Here is a 25,929-nt window from a genome sequence, read left to right on the forward strand (position 1 = left end):
CGACACAGGCTGTGGCTGCCGGCATTACTGCCCGTAATAGGCATTCGCGCCGTGTTTACGCAGATAGTGTTTATCGAGCAATTCCGGCTGCATATCCGGCAACTGCGGGGCCAGCTGGCGCGAGAACAGCCCCATATAGGCGCACTCCTCAAGCACCACGGCGTTGTGGACGGCATCGGCGGCATTTTTACCCCAGGCAAACGGGCCGTGCGAATGAACCAATACCGCCGGGATTTGCGCCGGATCCAGACCGCGCTCTTCAAAGGTTTTAATAATCACCTCGCCGGTCTGATACTCGTACTCGCCGTTAATTTCCTCAACGGTCATCAGTCGGGTACAGGGGATCGCGCCATAGAAATAGTCGGCGTGGGTGGTGCCCCAGGCGGGCAGATCGAGCCCGGCCTGCGACCAGATCGTCGCATGGCGGGAATGGGTATGAACGATCCCGCCGATCTGCGGATAGCGGCGATAGAGCGCCAGATGGGTCGCGGTATCGGACGACGGTTTTTTGTTGCTTTCAACGACCTTACCGCTGGCGATCTCTACCACCACCATATCGTCGGCGGTCATCTCCTCATATTCAACGCCGGAAGGCTTGATGACCATCAGTTTGCGCGTCTCATCGACCGCGCTGACGTTGCCCCAGGTAAAGGTGACCAGCCCGTGCGCCGGAAGCGCCAGGTTGGCCGCCAGCACCTCGGCTTTCAGTTGCTCTAACATGTGAAACCTCCTTCCTGCATCCGTGATTCAATCCAGCGGCGGGCCTGGATAATTTCCAGCACCGGCTCGCTGGCTTTCTCTGTCCACATCTCAATCAGAAATGAACCGCGATAGTTCAGCTCATGCAGCGTTTTGAAGATGCCGACAAAATCAACGCATCCTTCGCCAAACGGCACGTCGCGGAACTGACCGGGGCTATCGCCGGTCACCGGCAGCGTGTCTTTCAGGTGGATAGCGGCGATACGGTCGATACCCAGCTTCAGTTCGGCGGTCACGTCGTTCCCCCAGGCGCTGAGGTTGCCGACGTCTGGATAAACGGTGAACCACGGTGACGAAAGCATCTCGTCCCACTTTTTCCACTTGCTGATGGAGTTCATAAACGCGGTATCCATGATCTCCACCGCCAGCATCACCTGCGCCGCTGCGGCCTGTTCCACCGCCCACGCCAGCCCTTCGGCGAAACGTTGCTGGGTGCCTTCGTCGTGTTCTTCGTAATAGACGTCGTAACCTGCCAACTGGATGGTGCGGATCCCCAGGTCGCGCGCCAGGCGAATGGCTTTGGTCATGATTTCACGCGCCCGCTCGCGTACCGCTTCGTCGCGGCTGCCAAAAGGGAAACGGCGATGGGCGGAGAGACACATTGACGGGATAGCGACGCCGCTTTCCAGCATCGCGTTCACCAGCGATGCGCGTTGGGCTGGCGTCCACTCCAGGCGAGAAAGGCGTTCATCCGTTTCGTCCACCGACATCTCGACAAAATCAAAACCGCAGCTTTTTGCCAGCACCAGCCGCTCTGGCCAACTGAGGTCTTTCGCCAGCGCTTTTTCATAGATCCCTAATGGATGATTACGCATGCTTTTCTCCCCAGATGGCGTCAATTTGGGCGTGGAATTCGGCGGCGACCTGCGCCGGATGGGCGGCACCTGCCAGCGCGCGTCCGGCGATAAATGCCTTGACGTTAATGTCGCGGAACAGCGGCAGATCCGCTGGGGTAATGCCGCCGGTAATTGACAGTTCAAGGCCGATGTCGGACAACGCCTTCATACGCGCCAGGTCCGCTTCGCCCCACTGCTGCCCGCTGGCCTGCGCATCGCGTCCGCGGTGGTAAATCGCCTGGCGAACCCCGACGCGATACCAGTCTCGGGCGTCGTCCAGCGTCCAGTTGCCGAACAGCTCCATTTGAATTTCACCGCCACAGGATTGCGCGACGGCGTGGCCTTTTTCGACCGTGGCGAGCGGTGCGGCGCAGATGATAGTCATCCAGTTGGCGCCAGCGCCAAAAGCCTGCTGCGCCAGGGTTTCACCGGCATCGGCCACTTTCCAGTCGGCGACGATGATTTTTTCCGGGCACTGCGCTCGCAGGGCTTTCACCGCGCCTAACCCTTCGGTTAAGCAGAGAATCGTGCCCGCCTCAACGATATCGACGTGGTCCTGTAGCAGGGCGACATCGCGCTGGGCTGCTTCCAGACTGGTGTGGTCGAGCGCCAGTTGCAGTAATGGTCGGCTCATAATGCGTGCTCCTTAATACGGGCGTGATAGCCCTGTAGTGCTTCAATCAAATGCTGGTATTGGCGGTATTTGCGCTGGTAGAGGGCGTGCGCGGCCATGTCCGGCAGCAGCGTGCGCACCGGGTGCCGGAGGTCGCGTTGGGCCTCGCGGAAATTGCGATATACGCCGGTGCCGACGCGGGCAGCCAGCGCCGCGCCGAAGCAGCCGGTCTCCTCCACCTGCGGCAGCTCAATGCGCAGGCCGCTGACGTCCGCCAGCATCTGCATCCAGACGTCGGAGTGGGCCGGTCCGCCGGTAACGCGCAGGGCGCAAACCTCGGTAAAGCGTTCACGCATGCGGTTGAGGTGGGTCATATGGCTGAAGACCACGCCTTCATAAATCGCCTGCAGCAGGTGCGCGCGGGTGTGCAGCGCCTGCATACCGTAAAAACCGCAGGTCATCTCCAGTCCGGCATTGCTGCCGTAGAGAAACGGCAGAAAAAAGAGGTCGCTACCGGCTTTCGGCAGGCTGGCAACCGCCTGGTTGATCTCATCAAAAGAGAGGTCGCCCCACTGGGCGGTGAACCATTCAAGGTTGCCGGAAGAGGTCGGGCTGGCTTCGTGAACGATATACTGCCCGTCATTGACGTAGCGGCCATAGACGTAAGGATGGGCCTCATGGTCGCGCAGACCGTGAGCGATGCCGCTGGTGACGGCCCAGGTCCCCATCACCGCATTGAGCGTTGATTCATCCTCAATACCGGCGCAAAGGGCGGTGGAAACCACGTCAAACAGGCCGCCGACGACGGGGGTGCCCACCGCCAGACCGGTGATGGCGGCCGCCTGAGCGGTGATCTCCCCGCATATTTCGGCTGAACCCATCACGGGGGGCAGCGCGCTGTCGATTTCACTGATGCCCAGCCACTCGGTCAGGCGCGGGTCGTACTGGCCCGTCGCCATGTTGTAGAGGTTGGACTCGGAGATGTTGCTCTCCTCACAGCCTTTAACGCCGGTTAAGCACCAGCGCAGATAGTCATGCGTCATCATGACGCTGCCTATCTGCGCGTAGCGCTGCGGCTCATTCTCTTTTACCCAGCGTAAAAGGGAGACCGGATGCCCGGTCCACAGGGTTTGTCGGGTCAGAGGGTAGAGTTTTTGCGGAACCGCCTCTTTTTGCCAGCGCTGGACAATTTCCATGGCGCGACGGTCGGAAGAGAGTATCGCTTTACCTAATGGCCGATCGCTTTTATCTAACAGAAACAGGCCCTTACCCTGAGCGGAAATGCCCAGACCGCGGATTTGTGAGCCGCTCACCCCCGTGTGCGCCAGCAGTTTGTTGATGACCGAGCCGCACTGTTGCCACAGTTCGGTCATATCGCGTTCAACCCAGCCTGGCTGCGGGCTTAAAGCGTGTAGCGGCAGGCGTTGCACCGCTACTTCCCGGCCTGCGCCATCGTACAACCCGGCTTTTAGCCAACTCCCACCACAATCTAACCCCAGCCAGTAGTTGCTCATGACTTATTGCACCTCGTCCACGGCTTTCAGGAGATCGGCGCCCTGCGGGTTGTCTTTCAGGAACATATCGCGCACCTGGCTGCCCAGCGCATCGCTAAAGGCTTTACGGTCGATATCGGTCAGGACTTCAACTCCGGCTTCTTTCATGCCATCGATAATTTTTTGCTGATCTTCGGCGACCAGTTTGCGCTGGTAGTCACCCGCTTCTTTAGCGGAACTCAGCAGTGCCTCCTGGAACTGCGGGCTTAAAGCGTCGAATTTGGCTTTATTGATCACCAGCAGCAGAGGCGAATAGGCGTGATGAGTGAGGGAGAGGTATTTCTGTACCTCATAGAATTTCGCTGACCACACGACGTTGATAGGGTGCTCCTGGGCATCAATCGTACGGGTTTCGAGACCGGTATAGACTTCGGAGAATGGCATCGGAATAGGGTTCGCGCCGAAGATTTTAAAGGCCGCGATATTCATTGGGCTGTTGTTAGTGCGGATTTTTAAGCCTTTCAAATCGCCCGGCGTTTTTACCGGCGCGCGGGAGTTGGTGACGTCGCGCCAGCCGTTTTCCCAGTAGGCGAGGACTTTTAACCCTTTTGAATCGAGTGATTTTTTCAGTTCATCGCCGACTTTACCGTCGAGCGTTTTATGCGCATGCGCGGTATCGCGAAACAGGAAGGGGACATCAAGTAAGTTGAATACAGGGGCCAGGCCGGTGAAATTGTTCGAACCGGACATTTCCATATCAATGGTTCCGCCGCGCACCCCGCTGATCATTGCCTGGGCGTTACCTAATGTGCTGTCAGGAAAGAGTTTTAGCGTTAATTCGCCGTTGGTTTTTTCTTTTAATAGTTCGTTAAATTTTTTCGCGGCAATATGTTGGGAGTCAGTTTGCGGTGTTTCATAACCAAAACGTAAAGATTGCGCCGCCAGAGACGACACGCTGAAAACCGTCAGACCAGCTATCAATAATGAACGAGCAATAACGTGTAATTTCATAATATTATCCTTTAATTAATCCATTTAAGCGGTGTGATAATTAGCTCGGGAATAAAAATAAATAAAACCAGCAGCGACATCAGTACGACAACGTAAGGGAATACGCCTCTTACCGCGTCATCAAATTTCAATTTTGCTACCCCGGAAATAACGTTGAGGACGTTGCCAACGGGCGGTGTGATTAATCCAATAGAGCAGTTAATAATGAACATGACGCCGAAATAAATCGGGTCAATATTGGCTTCTTTAACTAATGGTAATAATACAGGGGTAAGAATTAACACCGTTGGCGTTAAATCCATCACCATACCGACGACCATAATTGAGATCATAATGACGATAAATAAGAGTCGCGGAGAGTCGACCAGCGGCTGCAGCAAATCTGACACCATCATGGGTAATTCCGCGATCGTAATCAGCCAGGCGGATACCTGGGCCGCGGCCACCAGAAACATGACGACTGACGTCGTTTTGGCGGCATTGACCAGCACGTGGTAGAGACTGGAAAACGTTAATTCCCGATAGATAACAACAGCGACAAAGAGGGCGTAAAACGCGGCAACCGCCCCTGCCTCCGTTGGCGTGAAAAGTCCGGAACGGAAGCCGCCGATAATAATCACCGGTAAAAACAGCGCCCAGATACCTGAAACCAATGATTGCCAGATTTCACGCGGTGTTGCTTTAGGCTGAGAAGGGAGATTTAATCGCCCGGCCTGCCACCACCAGGTGAGCATAAGCGCCGCGCCCATCATGATGCCCGGTGCGATCCCGGCCATAAACAGCTTGCTGATCGACAAGCCGCTGGAAACGCCGAAGATAATAAAAGGAATCGAGGGGGGAATAATTGGCGCAATGATCCCGCCGGAAGCGATTAACCCAACGGAGCGATTGATCGGATAGTTTGCGGAGCGCATCATCGGCACCAGCAGCGCGGCGACCGCAGCGGTATCTGCTACCGCAGAGCCGGAAAGGCTGGCCATAATCATTGCCGCAATAACGCCCACGTAGCCCAGGCCGCCGGGCTTATGGCCGACCAGCTTCATCGGCAGGTCGACAATTCGCTTTGACAGGCCGCCCGCGTTCATGATTTCACCGGCCAAAACAAAAAAGGGAATGGCCAGCAGGGAGAAACTGTCCGCGCCGTTAACCAGGGTTTGCGCCATAATCTGCACGTCAAACATATCCAGGTATGCCATCAGAGCAGCGCCGCAAAGCAGCAGCGACCAGGCGATGGGTAAACCTATCGCGATCCCGCCGAGCAGGCAGCAGAGAAATATCACCACGGCCATGATTAGGCTCCTTGCTGTGGTTGTTGAAAGGAATCGTTACGCGTTATTAAGTGATAAAGCCGACGCAGCTCGATTAACGCGATAGCAACGCTTGTGGGCAGACAGGCGATATACATCAGGCCGATCGGTAAACCGAGGATTGGCGAGTGATCGCTCCAGTCCTGCAACGCTTTTTGCAGGCTGCCCCAGCCTAATGCGAGGCATAACAATAAAATCAGTGAATGCGTCAGCAGCGAGAGACGACGCTGATTCGCTGGCGAAAGTTTTTCCACCACAAAAGTGACCTGAACGTGAGCGTTATCCATAAATGCAACGATGGCGCCAATAAACGTCAGCCATACAAATAGATAACGTGATAGTTCATCTACCGACAAAATACTGCTCTCAAAACCGTAACGTAAAATAACGTTAATAAATACAATGCAGGAAAGTACGGCAATTAATACCGCAAGTATGCCCTCAAGTACCCGCTTCATAACGACTCCATCAGGTTATAGAAACTTATTTCTTTCGATGCTGAATAGTGGAACTTAATTTCTTATGTTTGGTTTATATTAGGTCGGCGCAACGTTGAGTTGCAGGCCGAGGATTAAGGTGATGATGTTTAATTCAGGTTAGCTGCGTGTGGCCTTTTTCATCATATTAATACCATCACGTAATATATTTATGCGGTGATTAATATCGGCGCTGGCATTGATTTCCAACAATTTAATGCCGGTAAACTGCAACAGTTCGGGAGCTGCGGCGGTAATCAGTTCTTGAACATGTTTCTCCGTCATCAGGCTTTGTGGACAGAAAGGTGCAAACGGAGCATGGAGGTCCTGCCATTCGCCGTATTCTCCATCCAGCGTTGTACCGGAGAACATCAGCGCCCCGAGTTTTCCAGCCTGTTTGGCCTGCTGCGTGTGGATCAGCGGTAGAGAGGTATCCCGCCCTTCAATAGCGGAGCGCGCCCAGTTAATACAGACGCTTATGTCATAGTCGGCAATAGTTTCCAGTACGTTTACCAACGGTAAGAATCCTTTGCGCGGTGCGGGGCCGGTCATCGCGTCGCAGTGTTCAAGCACCAGGTCGCAGGACCAGTCCCAGTTGGCAATCTCTTTTAATGAGCGCGCAAAGGCGTCGGTTGCCTGCGCTACGTTCGGATTGCCCGCCAGCGGGGCGGCGTGAAGCTCAAGGGCTATGACTTTGCCGGGGATTTTCGCATTGAGTTTATTTATCTTCTGATAAAGATGACGGTAGTATTCCACGCAGGCTTTACGCTGCTCCTCGTCACTGGACGCTAATCCAAAACCACCGTTTTCGCTACGGCGGCGCATGGTTTCCATTATCGCGGTGACCACGATTTGCCAGTTTCCCGGTGTATGGCGCAATAACCACTCGTCGCCGAGCGGGTGAAGATGTTCAAGACAAGGCTGCTCCAGCCCCCGGATATCCGGAGTATCAGAGAGTTGCCGCCAGAATTCCGTCTCTTCCTCTTCACTCTTCTGGTGAAATGAGGGTGCACAAGGGTACGCACCGATAATATAACCGGTATTATTTTTCATTTTGTGCTCCAGTAAACTCTATTTTATAAAACGTCTATGGCGACTTTTACGACTATTTTCCGTATCGGCGTAGCAATGCTTTTATTACAACCTGGACGATGAACATCCTGCGGGAAAAACAGGGCATAACTTCCCGGTATCATTTCAATGAATGATTCATGTTCACTGTCGTGATAAAAAATAATATCGCGCTGTTCTAATAATGACTCGCTGATTTGATTATTACCGGTATCAATGGCAACCCCAATTTTCTCTTCGCCCCATGCCAGAAACTGAATATCCAGATAGCGGCGATGGACTTCCGGACGATTTTCAGCAGCATCGCGGGTGGTCATATCGATAATCTGCGCGAAGATATTTTTGCCGTCGATTTCTACTACGCCGGGTTCCAGCGTGCGAAAGTCGGTGGTACGTAAAAAGTGAAGCGCTTTCTCGATCGCGGCTGGCAAATGACATGGATTTGGCTGCGCGATATGTCCAAAAATCATGATGTGGCTCCTTACAGCGCCTGAATTTTAGCCCAGACGCTGTCGTCAACGGTGATACCGTGACGGCGGTTGTCATCCAGCAGTTTGGTAAATTCGTGGCCTGGCAGCCGGATAGCGACGTTGTCGTCGGCGCGTTCAGCGGTGGTGATGAAATCCATAATCCGCTGCAGTTTGGCATCGCGGGTTGCGCCATCGATCAGCTTATCCACTTCTATGGCGATGAAAATCTGCGAAACGCCATATTCATCGCTGTTTTCCTGGGTCACTTCGGCAACGGAAGAGCCGTTGGAAAGCAGGGTGGCAATCATGTCCAGCACAATCGACAGACCAGATCCTTTCCAGTAACCCATTGGTAAAATGCGGCGATTTTTCTCGATAACGCCCGGTTCTTTGGTCAACTGACCGTTATCGTCGAAACCGCCGTCCACCGGCAGTTCGCGGCCCGCCAGACGGTTAACTTCTAACATCCCGTAGGAGAACATCGACATCGACATATCTACCATCGTGATCGGCGTGGAAGGGATGGCGACGATCAGCGGATTGGTACCGATACGGCACTCTTTCGCGCCCCACGGCGGCATGACGGCGATGGAGTTGGTCCAGCAAATGCCGATATAGCCTTTTTCCGCCGCCTGCCAGCCGTAGCTGCCGCCGCGCATCCAGTGGTTAGCATTACGTAACGCCACCAGGCCAATACCATGATCGGAAGCCAGCTCGATGGCCCGGTCCATCATCTTTTTCGCCGTCAGGTTGCCGATAGCGCGCTGAGCATCCCACTGTTCGATGGCGCCGAGGCTGGTAACCCGCTGCGGTTTAGCATCAGGAATAATGTCGCCGTTATCTAGTTGCTGAATGAAGCGGGGAAAGCGGTTCACGCCGTGGGAATAGACACCGGACTCGGTGGTGCGAGCGAACATTTCCGCGCAGGCGTCGGCGGTATCTTCTGCAATATTCCGCGACCGCAAGACGCGGTAGAAGGCCCCTTTTAACTCTTCGAAAGTTACTTTCATCCCTGTTCTCCTGGTCGATTGTTAGAAATTTTAGTATGTTTTTTTGTCGATAAATTTCATAATACGAAATGTAGTTCCAAATATATAGATCAAAAATTGACATGGCAACGCCAGAGAAGGTTTTTAAAAACGATTAAAATCATCGGGTTATGTTTTTTATGCTGATATCGTGAACTGCAACACACTTTGAGCTACCATCTGATCGCCCAAGAAAGGAGAGAGTTTTCTGATGAGCCAGAACAACGATAAAGAGAAGCCTGCGGGGAGTCAGAGCCTGTTTCGTGGCCTGATGTTGATAGAAATTTTGAGTAACTACCCGAACGGTTGCCCACTGGCGCACCTGTCGGAGCTGGCGGGGTTGAACAAGAGCACCGTCCATCGTTTGTTGCAGGGGCTTCAATCCTGCGGATACGTGACGCCAGCGCCGGCGGCCGGGAGCTACCGTCTGACGACAAAGTTTATTGCCGTCGGCCAAAAAGCCCTGTCATCGCTGAATATCATCCACGTTGCGGCACCGCACCTTGAGGCGCTCAACCTGGCCACCGGCGAGACGGTGAATTTTTCCAGCCGTGAAGATGATCACGCTATCCTGATTTATAAGCTGGAACCGACCACCGGTATGCTGCGCACGCGCGCCTACATTGGCCAGCATATGCCGCTGTACTGCTCGGCGATGGGGAAAATTTATATGGCGTTTGGTCAGCCGGATTATGTGGCGTCTTACTGGGAAAGCCATAAAGATCAGATCCAGCCGCTGACTCGTAATACCATTACCGATTTACCAGCAATGTACGATGAGCTGGCGCAAATTCGTGAAACCAGCATGGCAATGGATCGCGAAGAAAATGAACTGGGCGTTTCCTGTATTGCTGTGCCTGTGTTTGATATTCACCATCGGGTGCCTTACGCCATTTCTATTTCACTGTCGACGTCACGGCTAAAACAGATCGGCGAGAAAAATCTGCTCAAACCGTTGCGTGAAACCGCACAGGCTATCTCTAATGAGCTGGGATTTACCGTTCGCGAATAAGACAGCTCACCAGGTTTTATCAGGCATCTGACAAAATTTGTCCGTTTGCGTAGTGGGATCAAAGCGGCGGGGAATGGCTCTCTGGCATTCTGGCGTTTTAACGCAGGGGGAGAACAATGAACCGGTTTATTATGGCGGATGCGTCGGCGTGTATCGGGTGTCGTACCTGCGAGGTCGCCTGCGTGGTGTCGCACCAGGAACAGCAGAATAGCGCGGCGGTGACGACGGCGGACTTTGTGCCGCGTATCCGGGTGATAAAAGAGGATAGCTTCACCACGGCCACGGTCTGCCATCAGTGTGAGGACGCGCCGTGCGCGAATGTCTGCCCGGTACAGGCGATTCGACGTGATCGGGGGCATATCTTCGTGACGCCATCGCGCTGCATTGGTTGTAAAAGCTGTATGCTGGCTTGCCCGTTTGGCGCGATGACCGTGGTGGCGTCCACGTCAGGCGCGCAGGCGATTAAATGCGATCTTTGCTGGCATCGGGAAGCGGGGCCGGCGTGCGTGGAAGCCTGCCCGACCAGTGCGTTACAGTGCGTTGACGCAGCACACGTGCAGCGCCAGCGCCTCTATTCTCAACCTTTCTGAATGTCGTTCCGGCCTGCATGATGGCCGGAATAGCCGTCAGCCTTCACGCCAGGCGCGTTCTATCTCTTCTGCCAGAATTTTTACGCCCGCCTCGATTTTGTCCGGTTCAGGCACGTAGTTCATCCGCATACACTGGTGTGTGTGCGGCCAGGGTTTATCCAGCCCGGGAAAGAAATAGTGGCCCGGCACCATCAGCACGCCGCGCGCTTTCAAGCGTTGATAGAGTAGCTCGGTGGTAATCGGCAGATCTTTAAACCACAGCCACAAAAATATTGCGCCTTCCGGTTTATGAATCAGGCAGCGTTCTTCGGATAAATAGCGACGAATGATCGCGATCGTCTGTTGAACGCGCTGATAGTAGAAAGGTTTGATAACCGTTTCCGACAGCCGCAGCAGATCGTTACGCTTAATCATTTCGCACATCATCGCCGGACCCATGCCGCCGGGCGCAAGGCTGATGATGCCGTTCATGTTGGCAATGGCGGTAATCGTCTTATCATTGGCGATGATAATCCCGCAGCGGGAACCGGGCAGCCCCAGCTTCGAGAGGCTCATGCATAGGATAATATTGGGGTTCCACAGCGGGCGCGCCTCGCTAAAGATAATGCCCGGAAACGGTACGCCATAAGCGTTATCAATCACCAGTGGGATGTTGTGCTGATTCGCCAGTCTGTCCAGTTTCATCAGCTCTTCGTCGGTGATAACGTTACCGGTTGGGTTGGTCGGGCGCGAGACGCAAATCATCCCCGTTTCTTCGCCGATGTGCAGATGCTCAAAATCGACGTGATACTTAAACTGGCCTTCCGGCAGCAGCTCAATATTCGGGCGCGCCGAAACGAAGAGGTCGTCTTCCAGACCGGAATCTGCATAGCCGATGTATTCCGGCGCAAGCGGGAATAGTACCTTTTTCGTACTGCCGTCGGCGCGACGTCCGGCGAAGAGATTAAATAAGTAGAAAAACGCGCTCTGACTGCCATTTGTCAGCGCAATATTCTGTGGTTCGATATCCCATCCCAGCGTTTCACGTAGCAGTACGGCCAGTGCATTCAGTAGCGCCGTTTTTCCCTGGGGACCGTCATAATTACAAAGCGCATCAGCGGCTTTGCCGCTTTCTACCATCTCTGTCAGTAGCGTCTGGAAATAATCCTGCATTGCAGGGATATGTGCCGGGTTACCGCCGCCAAGCATGATGGCGCCTGGCGTGCGTAAGCCGTCGTTGAGATCCTCCATCAGGCGGGTAATGCCTGAATGGCGGGTAAATTTATCGCCGAAAAGTGAAAATGTCATAACGGGTGATCTATCGAACTGTCTGTCAAAGTGGATAACCATAACGCTACAAATGGCGGGGCGCAAATGGGGGTCAGGCGGTAGTGTTGATATTTTATGCTACAAATTTTTATCAGGTTAGTTTTTTATTTTGAAGGGGCTACCGGTACGCGAGGAGACCGGTAGCGCCACGATTAGCGGCGGCCCGCCCAGACGACCATCACCGTATCGTCGCCGTACTGGCGTACAAAACCGTACCCGTGTTTTAGCGTCAGCGTGGTTTGTTGGCCTGCGCCGATGGCGGGATGTCTGGCGCGGAACTGGCTAATACGCTGCCAGTGCGCGACGGCTGCGGCTGACTTTCCGCTCACGTCCTGCCAGTTCATATCTGAACGGGTGCCTTGCAGCGGGTCGGAGCCGGTGGGGCCGAAGGGACGAGCGGATTCATCGCCGTAAAAGATCTGCACCGCGCCCGGTGAAAGCAGCAGCAGTTCCGCCGCCTTATCACCGCCCTCACGGAAAAGGCGCGTATCATGCGAGGAGAGGTAACTTAATACGTTGAAATCCTGCATTTTATCCGCCATCTGCTGCCAGACTGGCCCCATTTCCGCCAGGCAATCGACCGCTTTCGCGGCCTGCTCCTGATAATCAAAATTGATCATCGCGTCGAAACCATAGCGATAATAATCACTTTTCATGACGCCGTGGCCCCACGCTTCGCCAGTCATCCAGAACGGGCTATCATCCAGCGCTTTGTCCGGATTGGCCTGCTTCCATTCATGTAACGCCGCGCTGGCCTGGGTTTTTAGCTGTTGCCAGGCAGGAAGCTCAACGTTTTTGGCAGTATCGACCCGGAACCCGTCAATGCCGTAATCATGCACCCACTGGCTTAACCAGTGAGTCAGATAATCCCGTGGCGTATAGCCTTCAATGAACTTTGCTTTAGTATCGGATTTGTTGGCATAGAACACGGGTAGGCCGGAAGGCGTGGTAGATTCCGTTTTTATATCCGGCAGGAAGGCCAGCGACAGGGTTAAATCGTCAAATCCCGGACTGTCGTAGTCGCCAATATCGGTACGAATCCACTTTTTCCCCCACCATTTTTCCCAGGCGGCGCTGTCGCTGAAGTTGATGTAGTCGTTAAAGCTGTGCCAGCTTTGTCCGGCGGCGGGTCGCCAGTTTGTCCAGCGATCGCCGAGAATTTTTTGCCGTTCCGCGCCGGATAAATAGAGCGCGCCGAACTGATACTCCTGCATATCCGCCAGCGTGGCGTAACCGGCATGATTCATTACTACGTCAAATAAAATACGGATGCCGCGCTGGTGCGCGCCGTCGACCAGCGCGCGGAGATCGGCTTCGCTGCCCATATTGGCATCCAGCGTCGTCCAGTCCTGAGTGTAATAGCCGTGATAGGCGTAATGAGGAAAATCGCCTTTTGTTCCGCCGCCGACCCAGCCGTGGATCTGTTCAAACGGCGAGCTTATCCACAAGGCGTTCACGCCTAATTGCTGTAGATAGTCCAGTTTACTCGTCAACCCGCGTAAATCGCCGCCGTGGAAAGTGCCAATCTCTTGCATACCATCCTTATGGCGACCATAGCTGTGGTCATTGGTTGGATCGCCATTGCGAAAGCGATCCGTAAGCACAAAATAAACGGTGGCGTTGCGCCAGTTAAAAGGCGCTGATGCATGGGTTTCCGCGCGTTCCAGCAATAAAAGCCCGTGGCTGTCGGCAGGTTGCAGCGTGATTTGCCCGTTTTGGACGGTATCGGTTTGACCACTGTAATAATCGCGCACTACCGTCCCTTCCGGAAAGGTCTGGCTAACATCCAGCGTGAGCGGCGAACCATCCCAGACGGGACACTGGTAGGCGAGCTGCGCGGTGCGTTCAGGTTCAGTTTTTATCGATAACAACAGGGTCGGCGTACCGGAGCGGGTATCTACCGTTATCGTATAGTCACCATCTTTAAACAAACGCCATTGCGGCGGCGCGCCTTCGCAGGGTTTTAACGACAACATTTGGTTGAGTTTTATGGCGCCGGAGGGCTGCCAGCACTGCTGGTCAATATGGAGCGTTAACGCGCGTGTACCTTTTGTTAATGCAGCATGGCTGGTAAAGCGCCCGGTTTCCTGCGTCGAGAACGTCGGAAAACCGGGTGAGGTCCATGATGAGGCGATCGCGATACCGGGTATCAGCGTCAGAGCGAAGGCGGCAAGTTTCATCACGCTATCCTTTGTGGGCAATATTCATCAGCTTGCCTGGTTTTTAGGCGAATGAACTCCTCCCCCGCAGAGAGTCGCGCAGGAGGAGGCGCGAGGGTGAGCGACGAGGCGCAAAAAAACGCCTCTATTTGCGATAAGCGCCACATTTCATTGGCATTATTGCTGTCTGTTATCGTTAATAGTTGACATAGTTTCGGATTAAGACTATTCCCTGAGGTGCTTTTTAAGCCTATTTTTGCTAGAATTTGGGGTTCAAACCTTAACTTCGTGAAAAATAAAAGGTGTTGGAATGTATCAATCCGACCAGGAGACCTAATGATATTGACTCCCATGCGACGATATGGGGCAATGATTCTTATGTTACTCACCATCGCATTTTCGGGTGAGGTGCTGGCAAAGACGCACGCAACACAAACGAGTCAAAAGTCCCACATAACTGAGACAAGTTATAAACAGGTTAGCAGTAAACAAGAGTATTCTCGCAATAGTGCAAAGAGCAGTTCACTTCCTGATTTGCGAAAATACCCTTCCGGAACCCCCAGAAAAAAAGCGTTTCTCCGGACCGTTATGCCTTACATCACCAGCCAAAATGCCGCGATTACCGCGGCCCGTAATTGGCTGATCTCAAAACAGTACCAGAACCGCTGGTCGCCGTCTGAACGCGCGCGTATGAAAGATATCGCGAAGCGCTATAAAGTGAGCTGGTCCGGCAACACGCGTCGTATTCCGTGGAATACGTTGCTGGAGCGCGTCGACATTATTCCCACCAGCATGGTGGCGACGATGGCGGCGGCGGAAAGCGGCTGGGGAACCTCTAAACTGGCGCGTAGCAACAATAACCTGTTCGGCATGAAGTGCACGAAGGGGCGTTGTACCAATACGCCGGGTAAGGTGAAAGGTTACTCGCAATTCGCGTCGGTTGAGGAGTCGGTGAGCGCGTATGTCACCAACCTGAACACGCATCCGGCTTATTCTTCTTTCCGCAAGTCGCGCGCTCAACTGCGTAAGGCGGATCAGGAAGTCACCGCCACGGCGATGATTCATAAGCTGAAGGGTTACTCTACCCAGGGGTCGCGCTATAACAACTACTTGTTCGCGATGTACCAGGACAACCAGCGTCTGATCGCTGCGCATATGTAATTCTGTGTGCCGGATGGCGCTACGCTATCCGGCTTACAAGGCGTCTGTAGGCTGGATAAACTACAACAACGCTTCACTATGCTGGTCGCGATACTCCTTCGGCGTAGTGACGTACTCCTTTTTAAACACCGAATAGAAATATTGCAGCGACGGGTAGCCGCACATTTGCGAAATTTCGTTTATCGCCAACGTGGTAGAAATCAACAAACTACGCGCTTTTTCCAGCTTTTCGGCGTGGATCAGCGCATGTATCGTCTCGCCAACTTCTTCCTTAAAACGTTTTTCCAGGTTTGAACGTGAAATCCCAACCGCGTCCAGCACCTGCTCGACTTTAATGCCCTTACAGGCATGGTTACGAATAAAGTGCATCGCCTGGATAACCGCCGGATCGGTCAGGGAGCGATAGTCTGTCGAGCGGCGCGCAATGACGCGCACCGGCGGCACCAGAATGCGCTGTAACGGCATCTCTTCGCGCGCCAGCAAACGGTGCAGCAGCTTCGCCGCCTGATAGCCCATTTGCCGCGCCCCCTGCGCGACGGAGGAAAGCGCGACGCGCGACAGATAACGGGTTAACTCTTCGTTATCAATACCGATAACGCAAAGTTTTTCCGGCACCGGAATATGCAGGTGTTCACAGGCCTGCAATACGTGGCGGGCGCGGGCATCCGTTACGGCAATGATGCCGGTTTGCGGCGGCAGCGTCTGAAGCCAGTCGGCGAGGCGATTTTGCGCGTGCTGCCAGTTTTCCGGCGCGGTTTCCAGCCCCTGATAGACTACGCCGCGGTATTTTTCCTCGGCGACCAGCTGGCGAAAGGCGTATTCCCGTTCCGCCGCCCAATGTTTGCGGCTGGAGTCGGGCAAACCGTAAAACGCGAAGCGGTTAACGCCTTTTTCTTTTAAATGCAGGAAAGCGCTTTCAACGAGCGCATGATTATCGGTGGCGATGTAATGAACGGCGGGATAATTTTCAGCAAGATGGTAAGAACCGCCGACCCCGACAATGGGTACGTCGACATCGGCCAATAATTGCGCGATATCGTCATCATCGTAATCGGCAATAACGCCGTCGCCTAACCACTCTTTAATGTTATCGATACGGGCACGGAAATCTTCCTCAATAAATATATCCCATTCGGATTGCGAGGCTTGTAAATATTCACCCACCCCCTCCACTACCTGACGGTCATAGGCTTTATTCGCGTTAAATAACAGAGTGATGCGGTGACGTTTATCAAACATGAGGATATATCCTGCAAAAGTGAACCTGGACTCATGGATACTATCAAAACGGCTGACATAACGGTCTGGCGAATGATGACAAATTATTTTGCGCCTGAAACGTTATGCGAAATTCATCACAGCAAACGGCGGATGACAATTGTCATTTCTTATCTATATATTACGGTTTTTTGTTTATTTGCCAGGATTCGATCGCGATCGCTTTTTTCTTCTGTGGTTTTCAGCGTTTTTTTGAGAGCCAGAGCACATTTGGGGATTCTCTTAATAGCGGTGTGAAATAACGTAATTGAGCAATAAATCAGGAAATTCCAGTATGACGTTATGTCGTTTACTTGCCGTCTTATCTGATTATGGAGCTCACTATGCAGGCTTATTTTGACCAACTCGATCGTGTTCGCTATGAAGGCCCTCAATCGACTAACCCGCTGGCATTTCGTCATTACAATCCCGACGAGCTGGTTTTAGGTAAACGTATGGAAGATCACCTGCGTTTCGCGGCCTGTTACTGGCATACCTTCTGCTGGAACGGCGCGGATATGTTTGGTGTAGGCGCGTTTAATCGTCCGTGGCAGCAACCGGGCGAAGCGCTGGAGCTGGCGAAACGCAAAGCGGACGTGGCGTTTGAATTTTTCCACAAACTGAATGTGCCTTTTTATTGCTTCCATGACGTGGATGTGTCGCCGGAAGGCGCGTCGCTGAAAGAATATAAAAACAACTTCGCGCAGATGGTGGATGTGCTGGCGGCGAAACAGGAACAGAGCGGCGTAAAACTGCTGTGGGGAACGGCGAACTGCTTTACCAACCCGCGCTATGGCGCAGGCGCCGCCACTAACCCGGATCCGGAAGTCTTTAGCTGGGCAGCGACGCAAGTGGTTACGGCAATGAACGCCACGCATAAACTGGGCGGCGAAAATTACGTCCTGTGGGGCGGGCGCGAAGGTTATGAAACGTTGCTGAATACCGATCTGCGCCAGGAACGCGAACAGATTGGCCGTTTTATGCAAATGGTGGTCGAGCACAAACATAAAATGGGTTTCCAGGGCACGCTGCTGATTGAACCGAAACCGCAGGAACCGACAAAACATCAGTATGATTATGACGTTGCAACGGTCTATGGCTTCCTCAAACAGTTCGGCCTGGAAAAAGAGATCAAAGTGAACATTGAGGCGAACCACGCGACGCTGGCGGGCCATTCGTTCCACCATGAAATCGCGACCGCTATCGCGCTGGGTATTTTTGGCTCCGTTGACGCCAACCGCGGCGATGCGCAACTGGGCTGGGATACCGATCAGTTCCCGATTAGCGTTGAAGAGAACGCGCTGGTGATGTACGAAATCCTGAAAGCGGGCGGATTCACGACGGGCGGTCTCAACTTCGACGCCAAAGTTCGTCGCCAGAGCACCGATAAATACGATCTGTTCTACGGTCATATCGGCGCGATGGATACGATGGCGTTGTCGCTGAAAATTGCCGCGCGTATGGTTGAAGACGGAGAGCTGGATAAACGCGTGGCGAAGCGCTATGCCGGCTGGAATGGCGAGCTGGGGCAGCAGATTCTGAAAGGACAACTCTCTTTAGGCGAACTGGCGCAGTATGCGGAGCAGCACAATCTGGCGCCAGTACATCAAAGCGGTCATCAGGAGCTGTTAGAAAATCTGGTTAACCGTTATCTGTTTGATAAATAACCCTATCTACCGGGCGACTCCGCGTTAGCCCGGCCTGTAGTCGTGATTAGCCCGGTAAGCGTAGCGCTGCCGGGCGCTTTCAGTAAAGGAACCCACACTATGTATATCGGGATCGATCTTGGTACATCGGGTGTAAAAGCTATCCTGTTGAATGAGCAGGGCGATGTGCTGGCTACGCATACTGAAAAACTGACCGTATCGCGTCCACATCCCTTATGGTCGGAACAGGAACCAGAGCAGTGGTGGCAGGCGACGGATCGTGCGGTTAAAGGTTTAGGTCGGCAACAGTCGTTAAGTGGCGTCCGGGCGTTGGGCATCGCCGGACAAATGCATGGCGCGACATTGCTTGATAGCCGTCAGCAGGTTCTGCGACCAGCGATTTTATGGAATGACGGACGCTGTAGCGAAGAGTGCGCCTGGCTGGAAAAACAGGTGCCGCAGTCGCGTGCGATAACTGGTAATCTGATGATGCCCGGTTTTACCGCGCCCAAATTAGTCTGGGTGCAGCGCCACGAACCGGATATTTTCCGCCAGATAGACAAAGTTCTGCTGCCGAAAGATTTTCTGCGGCTGCGAATGACGGGCGTCTTTGCCAGCGATATGTCGGATGCGGCGGGAACGATGTGGCTGGACGTGAAAAAGCGCGACTGGAGCGACGTTATGCTCAACGCCTGTCATTTAACCCGACAGCAGATGCCAGCGTTATTTGAAGGTAGTGACATTACCGGAACGTTGCTGCCAGAGGTAGCCAGCGCATGGGGAATGCCAGCAGTACCTGTGGTGGCGGGCGGCGGCGACAATGCGGCTGGCGCGGTCGGCGTAGGAATGATCGATGCCGGACAGGCGATGCTCTCACTTGGAACATCGGGCGTCTATTTTGCCGTCAGCGATGGCTTTCTGAGTAAACCGGAGAGCGCAGTACACAGTTTTTGCCATGCGCTGCCGGAACGCTGGCATTTAATGTCTGTGATGTTGAGCGCCGCCTCTTGTCTGGACTGGGCGGCTAAACTCACCGGGCAGGAGAACGTCCCGGCGCTGATTGCCGCCGCACAGCAGGCGGATGAGCATGCCGATTCGATCTGGTTTTTGCCGTACCTGTCCGGCGAGCGCACGCCGCACAATAATCCGCAGGCAAAAGGCGTTTTCTTTGGTTTAACCCATCAGCATGGCCCGGCGGAACTGGCGCGGGCGGTACTGGAAGGCGTGGGATATGCTCTGGCGGATGGCATGGATGTGGTTCACGCCTGCGGCGTCAAACCCGCCAGCGTGACGCTTATCGGCGGCGGGGCGCGCAGCGAATACTGGCGTCAGATGCTATCTGATATTAGCGGGCTACAGCTTGATTATCGTACTGGCGGCGATGTGGGGCCAGCGCTGGGCGCGGCGCGTCTGGCGCAAATTGCGGTGAATAAACAGACTCCGCTCGCCGATGTATTGCCGCAGTTGCCGCTGGAGCAGGCGCATTATCCTGATGCGCAGCGTCATGCGGTTTATCAACAACGTCGTGAAACCTTCCGTCGACTCTATCAGCAGCTGTTGCCGTTGATGTCATAAGTCAGAATGCCTTTCGGTTTTGGCTGAAAGGCATTTCCCGTAAATATTAATTCTATTGAATTATATCGAAGTAAGTATGTGTGTTTTCTGATTTTTATATTATTGCTGAGCAGGCGCCTTTTTCATCGCTATTTCTTCGCTTAATGTGTCTCACACAACCACAAGGAGAGTGAGATGGACGATCACGTTGCACGCAGGAAACGGATGTTCGGCCTGGGAATGTTAGTTGTCGGTGCAGTGGTATACCTGGTGGGACTGTGGCCAGGCTGTCATACATTAAGCGAAAAGGGATATTTTTTTGCGGCAATCGTCATGTGCGGTTTTCCAGTCTTAATTCGCCAGGAACACACGGGGAATGACCGCTTGCTTTCTCGTTGCAAATCTTTGCTGTTACTTGGCATCGGCATGGTCGCGGTCGGCGTATTTAACCTGGCGCTGGCGGGCGCGCTGAAAATACTGTGTCTGGTGGCGCTGGGGGTCAGTATATATGGAACCGATCTTTACGCTTCCTACAGTGATGATGAATGATGGCCGGAGCCATCATTGTCGTTTAGCTAACCCATTTCCGTTTATCAATACGCTGTAACAGCATGGAAAGTAGCAGGCTTCCTGTCACCGTCGCGGCAAAAACCCACACGATGTCTAACGGCGGCCAACGTTTTAGCTCCAGACCATTAGTACGTAGCGCATGGATAATCAGCGCGTGGAAACCATAAATACCCAACGAGTGGCGGGAGATAAGCCCCAGTCCAGGTAACGTCCGCGCATTCAGCTTATTTTTAACTACCGTGAACAGTGAGACAGCGCAAATAAACACCATGGGACCGCAATACAGATACCAGGTATCGGCAAAATTTCCGCGCCAGCGTAATTCATGCAATGTGCCGCGAGAAATAACAAATACCGCGATGATGAACAGGGCAGTGCAGATAAGCGTCAGCGATGACTTTTGCGTCTCCATCATTCCAATGGCGCGGCCCAGGATACCGTAGAGAATGTAGTAGAACGTGTCGCCGCTGATATACAGATTGATGGGCAACCATTCAATGCCGCCGATTTTTTGCGGCACAGTATTTGGGTTAGCAATAATACCAATGATCACCATCAGCATCAGGAGCATTTTGCCGCTCACGTTTTTTACCTGGATTAATGGCGATACCAGGTAGATCACCGTAATCGCAAAGAAAAACCACAGGTGGTAAAACACGGGTTTTTGCAGCGCATTTTTTAGCGAAAGCTCGACGTTGATCGAAGTAAAAAGAGAAATGTAAGCCAGGGCGACAACGCTGTAAAAGATAAGGCACAGGGCGATACGTAAAAAATGCCGCGGTTGCGCGCAGCGCTCGCCAAAAAAAAGATAGCCTGAAATCATAAAAAACAGGGGAACGCTAACGCGCGAAGCCGAATTCAGGACATTCGCAATATCCCAGTTTAGCGGGCTGACGCTGTGGGCGTTGGTGATGTACCACGTTGTAGTATGGATCATCACTACCATTAAACAGGCGATCCCTCGCAGGTTATCAATCCAGTTAATTTTAGGCTGCATCAGTTCCTCAGCTTCCGTTTGAATAGAGTTCCAGCGCGGTGGCTCACTGGAAAAATCCGACTTTCTACGCTACATCTTGTGATGGCGTAAGGAGATTCGCACAATGTGTCTGCTACCCACAAACCTTAATAATAAGACTGACCAGCAAACCAGACGGTAATAAAAATGATAATGAAGTATTTCTGTACTGTGATGATAGCCATCGCTCTGGTGGGATGCACAGCGACACCGCCACCGACGCAAAAAGCCCAGCAGAGTAAAGTGAGCCCAACACGCACGCTGGATATGGAAGCATTGTGTAAAGCTCAGGCGGCGCAGCGTTACAACACTGGCGCACAGAAAATTGCTGTTACCGGCTTCGAACAGTTTCAGGGGAGCTATGAGATGCGTGGTAATACCTTCCGTAAAGAGAGTTTTGTCTGCTCTTTTGATGCAGATGGGCAGTTTTTACATCTTTCTATGCGGTAAAAGCCGCGCCTGGTGAGGTGTGATGCCGCGAAATCCGGCAATTTTCGCTAAACAAACCGGTTTCATACTGTATATCTCGCATCCAGCGGGTATACTGGCTCCTTCCTTTAAATCCACACGTATCCAGCACGAAATAATATGCAAAAGTTTGATACCAGGACCTTCCAGGGCTTGATCCTGACCTTACAGGATTACTGGGCTCGCCAGGGCTGCACCATTGTTCAACCATTGGACATGGAAGTCGGCGCGGGAACTTCTCATCCAATGACCTGCCTGCGCGCGCTGGGGCCAGAGCCGATGGCGACTGCCTATGTGCAGCCTTCTCGTCGTCCGACCGATGGCCGCTACGGCGAAAACCCGAACCGCTTACAGCACTACTATCAGTTCCAGGTGGTGATTAAGCCGTCTCCGGAGAATATTCAGGAGCTGTACCTCGGTTCTCTGAAAGAGCTGGGTATGGACCCGACCATTCACGACATCCGTTTCGTGGAAGATAACTGGGAGAACCCGACGCTGGGCGCCTGGGGACTCGGCTGGGAAGTGTGGCTGAATGGCATGGAAGTGACGCAGTTCACCTACTTCCAGCAGGTCGGCGGCCTGGAGTGCAAGCCGGTGACCGGTGAAATCACCTACGGTCTGGAACGTCTGGCGATGTATATCCAGGGCGTGGACAGCGTTTACGACCTGGTCTGGAGCGATGGCCCGCTGGGTAAAACCACCTACGGTGACGTGTTCCATCAAAACGAAGTGGAGCAGTCCACCTATAACTTTGAATACGCCGATGTGGATTTCTTATTCACCTGCTTCGAGCAGTATGAAAAAGAAGCCCAGCAGCTGCTGGCGCTGGAAAACCCGCTGCCGCTGCCGGCCTACGAGCGTATTCTGAAAGCCGCCCATAGCTTCAACCTGCTGGATGCGCGTAAAGCTATCTCCGTCACCGAACGTCAGCGCTACATTTTGCGTATTCGCACCCTGACCAAAGCAGTGGCAGAGGCTTATTATGCTTCCCGTGAAGCCCTCGGCTTCCCGATGTGCAACAAAGACAAGTAAGAGGCGGCCATGTCTGAGAAAACTTTTCTGGTGGAAATCGGCACTGAAGAGCTGCCACCAAAAGCCCTGCGCAGTTTGGCTGAGTCCTTTGCTGCGAACTTCACTGCGGAGCTGGATAACGCCGGCCTCGCGCACGGTAACGTTGAATGGTTTGCCGCCCCGCGCCGTCTGGCGCTGAAAGTGGCGAACCTTGCTGAATCTCAGCCCGATCGCGAAGTCGAAAAACGTGGTCCGGCGATTGCCCAGGCGTTCGACGCCGAAGGCAAACCGAGCAAAGCGGCAGAAGGCTGGGCGCGCGGCTGCGGGATCACCGTTGATCAGGCCGAGCGTCTGAAGACCGACAAAGGCGAATGGCTGCTGTATCGCGCCCACGTGAAGGGCGAAAGTACCGAAGCGCTGGTGCCGAACATGGTAGCCACCTCGCTGGCGAAACTACCGATCCCGAAACTGATGCGCTGGGGCGCGTCTGACGTCCACTTCGTGCGTCCGGTACACACTGTGACTCTGCTGCTGGGCGATAAAGTGATTCCGGCGACTATTCTGGGTATTCAGTCTGACCGCGTCATTCGCGGCCATCGCTTTATGGGTCAGCCTGAGTTCACTATCGACAATGCTGACCAGTACCCGCAAATTCTGCTGGAGCGCGGTAAAGTCATTGCGGACTACGAAGCGCGTAAAGCCAAAATCAAAGCGGACGCTGAAGAAGCAGCACGCAAGATTGGCGGTAATGCCGACCTGAGCGAAAGCCTGCTGGAAGAAGTCGCCTCGCTGGTGGAATGGCCGGTGGTATTGACGGCGAAATTCGAAGAGAAATTCCTCGCCGTGCCTGCCGAAGCGCTGGTGTACACCATGAAGGGCGACCAGAAGTATTTCCCGGTTTATGACAACGCGGGCAAGCTGCTGCCGAACTTTATCTTCGTCGCGAATATCGAATCGAAAGATCCGACCCAGATTATCTCCGGTAACGAGAAAGTGGTGCGTCCGCGTCTGGCAGATGCTGAATTCTTCTTCAATACCGACCGTAAAAAACGTCTGGAAGACCATCTGCCGCGTCTGCAAACCGTCCTGTTCCAGCAACAACTGGGCACGCTGCGCGACAAGACCGACCGTATTCAGGCGCTGGCGGGCTGGATTGCCGGTCAGATTGGCGCTGACGTCAACCACGCCACTCGTGCGGGCCTGCTCTCCAAGTGCGACCTGATGACCAACATGGTCTTCGAGTTCACCGACACCCAGGGTGTGATGGGGATGCACTACGCGCGTCACGATGGTGAAGCGGAAGATGTCGCTGTGGCGCTGAACGAACAGTATCAGCCACGCTTTGCCGGTGATGACCTGCCGTCTAACCCGGTGGCCTGCGCGTTGGCGATCGCTGACAAGATGGATACTCTGGCGGGTATCTTCGGTATTGGTCAGCATCCGAAAGGCGACAAAGACCCGTTTGCGCTGCGTCGTGCCTCGCTGGGCGTGCTGCGCATCATCGTTGAGAAGAACCTAAACCTTGATCTGCAAACGCTGACCGAAGAAGCGGCGCGTCTGTATGGCGACAAGCTGACCAACGCCAACGTAGTCGATGATGTGATCGATTTTATGCTGGGTCGCTTCCGCGCCTGGTATCAGGACGAAGGTTACACCGTCGACACCATCCAGGCGGTACTGGCGCGTCGTCCGACCCGTCCGGCAGATTTCGATGCTCGTATGAAAGCGGTATCGCACTTCCGCACCCTGGAAGAAGCCTCTGCGCTGGCGGCGGCGAACAAGCGCGTCTCCAACATCCTGGCGAAAGCCACTGAGCCGCTGAACGATATCGTCCACGCCTCCGTACTGAAAGAAGCGGCGGAAATTGAGTTGGCCAGACATCTGGTTGTGCTGCGTGATAAGCTTCAGCCGTACTTTGCCGATGGTCGTTATCAGGAAGCGTTGATTGAGCTGGCTGCTCTGCGCGCGCCGGTGGATGAATTCTTCGAAAATGTCATGGTTAACGCGGAAGAGAAAGATATCCGTATCAACCGCCTGACGCTGTTGTCGAAACTACGCGAACTGTTCCTGCAGGTTGCGGATATTTCGTTACTGCAATAAGCGTTCAGTTAAATAAAAAAAACCTGCTTTCGGGCAGGTTTTTTTTATAACGTAAAGAGTGCTAGTCGATTCGCTAATAATTCTGTAACTCATAGACGCGGTTATTTCTATTGATTGGCAAGAAATATTTCAGGAATACATTAACGCTGGCGGTACGGATATTGGCGTTAGAATAGCTGCGGGTGCTTGAGACTGTTTGTCTCAGGTATTCACCAAAAGGCAGACAGAGAAAATCCCCACCTGACTATACCCAAAATAATTCGAGTTGCTTAAAGGCGGCAAGGGAGTGAGTCCCCAGGAGCATAGATAACTATGTGACTGGGGTGAGCGAGCGTAGCCAACACATAAGCAACTTGAAGTATGAAGGGTATATAAATCAAAAGTGCACTGCGCCCATTATTGATCTCTTCAATAACGAAGCGATCTCCTGCAGTATTTCAGAACGTCCAACTATGCCGATGATCGATGACATGCTCATGAAGGCATTTGCCAGACTTGATGCGGGTACCAATCCGGTTCTTCATTCAGATCAGGGCTGGCAATGCCGTCATCGATGGTACCAGTATCAGTTACGAGAGTTTGGCATCATCCAAAGTATGTCCTGCAAAGGCAACTGCCTTGATAATGCCTGTGCAGAATGTTTTTTCGGGACTTTAAAATCAGAAAGTTTTTACACCAGTAAATTTAAGGATATTGATGAACTTAAGATAGCTGTTGAGGATTACATACGATACTACAATACCCGACGAATTAGCCTTAAATTTAACGGACTCAGCCCGGTTGAATACCGCCTAAAGAGCTATCAAGGCAGAAATTAACAAGGTCTGAACAGGGATGCTATCAGGAAACCTGAACGTCTGTGGATACGCTCACGCAAATGTCTGCTATGAGAGAGGAGCGGACGTTGATAGCACTTCACTTTCCCTAAGAATAAAATATGTAGAAAACGGATTATGAAACTTTAGCTGCCTTGGGGGGGGGCAGTTAAGTGATTAGCACATATTTAACACAGAC

The 25,929-nt window shown here is 53.3% G+C and carries 23 protein-coding genes and 1 pseudogene; 10 read left to right on the top strand and 14 right to left on the bottom strand.

All coding sequences use genetic code 11. The features are described from left to right. Positions 1–24: 24 nt before the first annotated feature. From araD to yiaK, 10 genes are all read right to left on the bottom strand, one after another. Positions 25–720 carry an L-ribulose-5-phosphate 4-epimerase gene (araD, locus tag ACLD3P_RS14875; protein WP_411006473.1) on the bottom strand — a complete coding sequence of 232 codons (696 nt, stop codon included), beginning with the start codon at positions 718–720 and terminating at the stop codon, positions 25–27. Then, a complete protein-coding gene (locus tag ACLD3P_RS14880; protein WP_001528309.1) occupies positions 714–1,574 on the bottom strand; it encodes an L-ribulose-5-phosphate 3-epimerase in 861 nt (286 codons plus the stop codon). Before ACLD3P_RS14880 ends, araD begins: the two co-directional genes overlap by 7 nt. Further along, on the bottom strand, positions 1,567–2,229 hold the full coding sequence (gene ulaD, locus ACLD3P_RS14885) for a 3-dehydro-L-gulonate-6-phosphate decarboxylase (RefSeq protein WP_411006472.1): 663 nt from the start codon (positions 2,227–2,229) through the stop codon (positions 1,567–1,569). The genes ACLD3P_RS14880 and ulaD overlap by 8 nt, the downstream gene beginning before the upstream one ends. Beyond that, positions 2,226–3,722 (bottom strand): FGGY-family carbohydrate kinase, encoded by a 1,497-nt coding sequence (locus tag ACLD3P_RS14890; protein WP_079846394.1) that lies wholly within the window; start codon positions 3,720–3,722, stop codon positions 2,226–2,228. The genes ulaD and ACLD3P_RS14890 overlap by 4 nt, the downstream gene beginning before the upstream one ends. Positions 3,723–3,725: 3 nt before the next feature. After that, positions 3,726–4,712: a 2,3-diketo-L-gulonate TRAP transporter substrate-binding protein YiaO gene (gene yiaO, locus ACLD3P_RS14895; protein WP_000766337.1), complete on the bottom strand. Its 987-nt coding sequence runs from the start codon at positions 4,710–4,712 to the stop codon at positions 3,726–3,728. 11 nt (positions 4,713–4,723) lie between these two features. Next, positions 4,724–6,001 carry a 2,3-diketo-L-gulonate TRAP transporter large permease YiaN gene (gene yiaN, locus ACLD3P_RS14900; protein WP_000301822.1) on the bottom strand — a complete coding sequence of 426 codons (1,278 nt, stop codon included), beginning with the start codon at positions 5,999–6,001 and terminating at the stop codon, positions 4,724–4,726. Between the two features lie 2 nt (positions 6,002–6,003). Continuing rightward, the gene (gene yiaM, locus ACLD3P_RS14905) at positions 6,004–6,477 is read right to left on the bottom strand and encodes a 2,3-diketo-L-gulonate TRAP transporter small permease YiaM (RefSeq protein WP_000832316.1); all 474 of its coding nucleotides are present in this window, start codon (positions 6,475–6,477) and stop codon (positions 6,004–6,006) included. A 138-nt stretch (positions 6,478–6,615) separates the two neighbouring features. Continuing rightward, positions 6,616–7,548, bottom strand: a complete 933-nt coding sequence (locus ACLD3P_RS14910) for a DUF4862 family protein (RefSeq protein ID WP_411006471.1) — start codon at positions 7,546–7,548, stop codon at positions 6,616–6,618. A 23-nt stretch (positions 7,549–7,571) separates the two neighbouring features. Then, positions 7,572–8,036 (bottom strand): YhcH/YjgK/YiaL family protein, encoded by a 465-nt coding sequence (locus ACLD3P_RS14915; protein ID WP_000576059.1) that lies wholly within the window; start codon positions 8,034–8,036, stop codon positions 7,572–7,574. An 11-nt stretch (positions 8,037–8,047) separates the two neighbouring features. Beyond that, positions 8,048–9,046: a 3-dehydro-L-gulonate 2-dehydrogenase gene (yiaK, locus tag ACLD3P_RS14920; RefSeq protein WP_000869009.1), complete on the bottom strand. Its 999-nt coding sequence runs from the start codon at positions 9,044–9,046 to the stop codon at positions 8,048–8,050. A gap of 229 nt (positions 9,047–9,275) precedes the next feature. Between yiaK and yiaJ the strand changes: the two genes are divergently transcribed. Together yiaJ and ACLD3P_RS14930 are read left to right on the top strand one after the other, a co-directional pair. Continuing rightward, entirely contained in the window at positions 9,276–10,076 is an 801-nt protein-coding gene (yiaJ, locus tag ACLD3P_RS14925; RefSeq protein ID WP_000081338.1) for an IclR family transcriptional regulator YiaJ, read from the top strand. A 116-nt stretch (positions 10,077–10,192) separates the two neighbouring features. Further along, positions 10,193–10,666, top strand: a complete 474-nt coding sequence (locus tag ACLD3P_RS14930; protein WP_001078819.1) for a 4Fe-4S dicluster domain-containing protein — start codon at positions 10,193–10,195, stop codon at positions 10,664–10,666. Between the two features lie 36 nt (positions 10,667–10,702). Here the strand turns inward: ACLD3P_RS14930 and avtA are convergent, their stop codons facing one another. Both avtA and ACLD3P_RS14940 read right to left on the bottom strand, forming a co-directional pair. Next, the gene (avtA, locus tag ACLD3P_RS14935) at positions 10,703–11,953 is read right to left on the bottom strand and encodes a valine--pyruvate transaminase (protein ID WP_000144384.1); all 1,251 of its coding nucleotides are present in this window, start codon (positions 11,951–11,953) and stop codon (positions 10,703–10,705) included. A 173-nt stretch (positions 11,954–12,126) separates the two neighbouring features. Further along, a complete protein-coding gene (locus ACLD3P_RS14940; RefSeq protein ID WP_131046742.1) occupies positions 12,127–14,154 on the bottom strand; it encodes an alpha-amylase in 2,028 nt (675 codons plus the stop codon). A 315-nt stretch (positions 14,155–14,469) separates the two neighbouring features. On the opposite strand from ACLD3P_RS14940, the gene ACLD3P_RS14945 reads away from it, so the two are divergent. Beyond that, positions 14,470–15,294 (top strand): protein bax, encoded by an 825-nt coding sequence (locus ACLD3P_RS14945; RefSeq protein ID WP_411006713.1) that lies wholly within the window; start codon positions 14,470–14,472, stop codon positions 15,292–15,294. A 60-nt stretch (positions 15,295–15,354) separates the two neighbouring features. Here ACLD3P_RS14945 and xylR read toward each other — a convergent pair whose 3' ends face one another. Beyond that, on the bottom strand, positions 15,355–16,533 hold the full coding sequence (gene xylR, locus ACLD3P_RS14950) for a D-xylose utilization transcriptional activator XylR (RefSeq protein ID WP_000459824.1): 1,179 nt from the start codon (positions 16,531–16,533) through the stop codon (positions 15,355–15,357). 362 nt (positions 16,534–16,895) lie between these two features. Here xylR and xylA point away from each other — a divergent pair, with 362 nt between their 5' ends. From xylA to ACLD3P_RS14965, 3 genes are all read left to right on the top strand, one after another. Further along, positions 16,896–18,218, top strand: coding sequence for a xylose isomerase (gene xylA / locus ACLD3P_RS14955; protein WP_001149561.1), 1,323 nt, complete (start codon positions 16,896–16,898; stop codon positions 18,216–18,218). 99 nt (positions 18,219–18,317) lie between these two features. Next, on the top strand, positions 18,318–19,772 hold the full coding sequence (gene xylB / locus ACLD3P_RS14960) for a xylulokinase (RefSeq protein WP_000275320.1): 1,455 nt from the start codon (positions 18,318–18,320) through the stop codon (positions 19,770–19,772). Positions 19,773–19,946: 174 nt separating this feature from the next. Next, on the top strand, positions 19,947–20,300 hold the full coding sequence (locus ACLD3P_RS14965) for a YiaA/YiaB family protein (protein ID WP_001635944.1): 354 nt from the start codon (positions 19,947–19,949) through the stop codon (positions 20,298–20,300). A gap of 22 nt (positions 20,301–20,322) precedes the next feature. Here ACLD3P_RS14965 and ACLD3P_RS14970 read toward each other — a convergent pair whose 3' ends face one another. After that, positions 20,323–21,318 (bottom strand): acyltransferase, encoded by a 996-nt coding sequence (locus ACLD3P_RS14970; protein ID WP_131046743.1) that lies wholly within the window; start codon positions 21,316–21,318, stop codon positions 20,323–20,325. A 165-nt stretch (positions 21,319–21,483) separates the two neighbouring features. Here ACLD3P_RS14970 and ACLD3P_RS14975 point away from each other — a divergent pair, with 165 nt between their 5' ends. From ACLD3P_RS14975 to ACLD3P_RS14990, 4 genes and pseudogenes are all read left to right on the top strand, one after another. Continuing rightward, on the top strand, positions 21,484–21,786 hold the full coding sequence (locus ACLD3P_RS14975) for a YsaB family lipoprotein (protein WP_000605592.1): 303 nt from the start codon (positions 21,484–21,486) through the stop codon (positions 21,784–21,786). Positions 21,787–21,924: 138 nt separating this feature from the next. Continuing rightward, positions 21,925–22,836: a glycine--tRNA ligase subunit alpha gene (glyQ, locus tag ACLD3P_RS14980; RefSeq protein ID WP_001168556.1), complete on the top strand. Its 912-nt coding sequence runs from the start codon at positions 21,925–21,927 to the stop codon at positions 22,834–22,836. A gap of 9 nt (positions 22,837–22,845) precedes the next feature. Then, on the top strand, positions 22,846–24,915 hold the full coding sequence (glyS, locus tag ACLD3P_RS14985; protein ID WP_411006470.1) for a glycine--tRNA ligase subunit beta: 2,070 nt from the start codon (positions 22,846–22,848) through the stop codon (positions 24,913–24,915). A 389-nt stretch (positions 24,916–25,304) separates the two neighbouring features. Continuing rightward, a pseudogene (locus ACLD3P_RS14990) lies at positions 25,305–25,733 on the top strand (transposase); the annotation flags it as partial. Between the last annotated feature and the right edge of the window lie 196 nt (positions 25,734–25,929).

The sequence above is a fragment of the Salmonella sp. 741265073_HBA genome (assembly GCF_046569105.1).
Classification (GTDB): domain Bacteria; phylum Pseudomonadota; class Gammaproteobacteria; order Enterobacterales; family Enterobacteriaceae; genus Salmonella; species Salmonella enterica.

What these genes read in the sequence shown, in the direction of transcription:
- araD (WP_411006473.1), bottom strand. Translation starts at nt 720, where the DNA reads ATGTTAGAGCAACTGAAAGCCGAGGTGCTGGCGGCCAACCTGGCGCTT.
- ACLD3P_RS14880 (WP_001528309.1), bottom strand. Translation starts at nt 1,574, where the DNA reads ATGCGTAATCATCCATTAGGGATCTATGAAAAAGCGCTGGCGAAAGAC.
- ulaD (WP_411006472.1), bottom strand. Translation starts at nt 2,229, where the DNA reads ATGAGCCGACCATTACTGCAACTGGCGCTCGACCACACCAGTCTGGAA.
- ACLD3P_RS14890 (WP_079846394.1), bottom strand. Translation starts at nt 3,722, where the DNA reads ATGAGCAACTACTGGCTGGGGTTAGATTGTGGTGGGAGTTGGCTAAAA.
- yiaO (WP_000766337.1), bottom strand. Translation starts at nt 4,712, where the DNA reads ATGAAATTACACGTTATTGCTCGTTCATTATTGATAGCTGGTCTGACG.
- yiaN (WP_000301822.1), bottom strand. Translation starts at nt 6,001, where the DNA reads ATGGCCGTGGTGATATTTCTCTGCTGCCTGCTCGGCGGGATCGCGATA.
- yiaM (WP_000832316.1), bottom strand. Translation starts at nt 6,477, where the DNA reads ATGAAGCGGGTACTTGAGGGCATACTTGCGGTATTAATTGCCGTACTT.
- ACLD3P_RS14910 (WP_411006471.1), bottom strand. Translation starts at nt 7,548, where the DNA reads ATGAAAAATAATACCGGTTATATTATCGGTGCGTACCCTTGTGCACCC.
- ACLD3P_RS14915 (WP_000576059.1), bottom strand. Translation starts at nt 8,036, where the DNA reads ATGATTTTTGGACATATCGCGCAGCCAAATCCATGTCATTTGCCAGCC.
- yiaK (WP_000869009.1), bottom strand. Translation starts at nt 9,046, where the DNA reads ATGAAAGTAACTTTCGAAGAGTTAAAAGGGGCCTTCTACCGCGTCTTG.
- yiaJ (WP_000081338.1), top strand. Translation starts at nt 9,276, where the DNA reads ATGAGCCAGAACAACGATAAAGAGAAGCCTGCGGGGAGTCAGAGCCTG.
- ACLD3P_RS14930 (WP_001078819.1), top strand. Translation starts at nt 10,193, where the DNA reads ATGAACCGGTTTATTATGGCGGATGCGTCGGCGTGTATCGGGTGTCGT.
- avtA (WP_000144384.1), bottom strand. Translation starts at nt 11,953, where the DNA reads ATGACATTTTCACTTTTCGGCGATAAATTTACCCGCCATTCAGGCATT.
- ACLD3P_RS14940 (WP_131046742.1), bottom strand. Translation starts at nt 14,154, where the DNA reads ATGAAACTTGCCGCCTTCGCTCTGACGCTGATACCCGGTATCGCGATC.
- ACLD3P_RS14945 (WP_411006713.1), top strand. Translation starts at nt 14,470, where the DNA reads ATGATATTGACTCCCATGCGACGATATGGGGCAATGATTCTTATGTTA.
- xylR (WP_000459824.1), bottom strand. Translation starts at nt 16,533, where the DNA reads ATGTTTGATAAACGTCACCGCATCACTCTGTTATTTAACGCGAATAAA.
- xylA (WP_001149561.1), top strand. Translation starts at nt 16,896, where the DNA reads ATGCAGGCTTATTTTGACCAACTCGATCGTGTTCGCTATGAAGGCCCT.
- xylB (WP_000275320.1), top strand. Translation starts at nt 18,318, where the DNA reads ATGTATATCGGGATCGATCTTGGTACATCGGGTGTAAAAGCTATCCTG.
- ACLD3P_RS14965 (WP_001635944.1), top strand. Translation starts at nt 19,947, where the DNA reads ATGGACGATCACGTTGCACGCAGGAAACGGATGTTCGGCCTGGGAATG.
- ACLD3P_RS14970 (WP_131046743.1), bottom strand. Translation starts at nt 21,318, where the DNA reads ATGCAGCCTAAAATTAACTGGATTGATAACCTGCGAGGGATCGCCTGT.
- ACLD3P_RS14975 (WP_000605592.1), top strand. Translation starts at nt 21,484, where the DNA reads ATGATAATGAAGTATTTCTGTACTGTGATGATAGCCATCGCTCTGGTG.
- glyQ (WP_001168556.1), top strand. Translation starts at nt 21,925, where the DNA reads ATGCAAAAGTTTGATACCAGGACCTTCCAGGGCTTGATCCTGACCTTA.
- glyS (WP_411006470.1), top strand. Translation starts at nt 22,846, where the DNA reads ATGTCTGAGAAAACTTTTCTGGTGGAAATCGGCACTGAAGAGCTGCCA.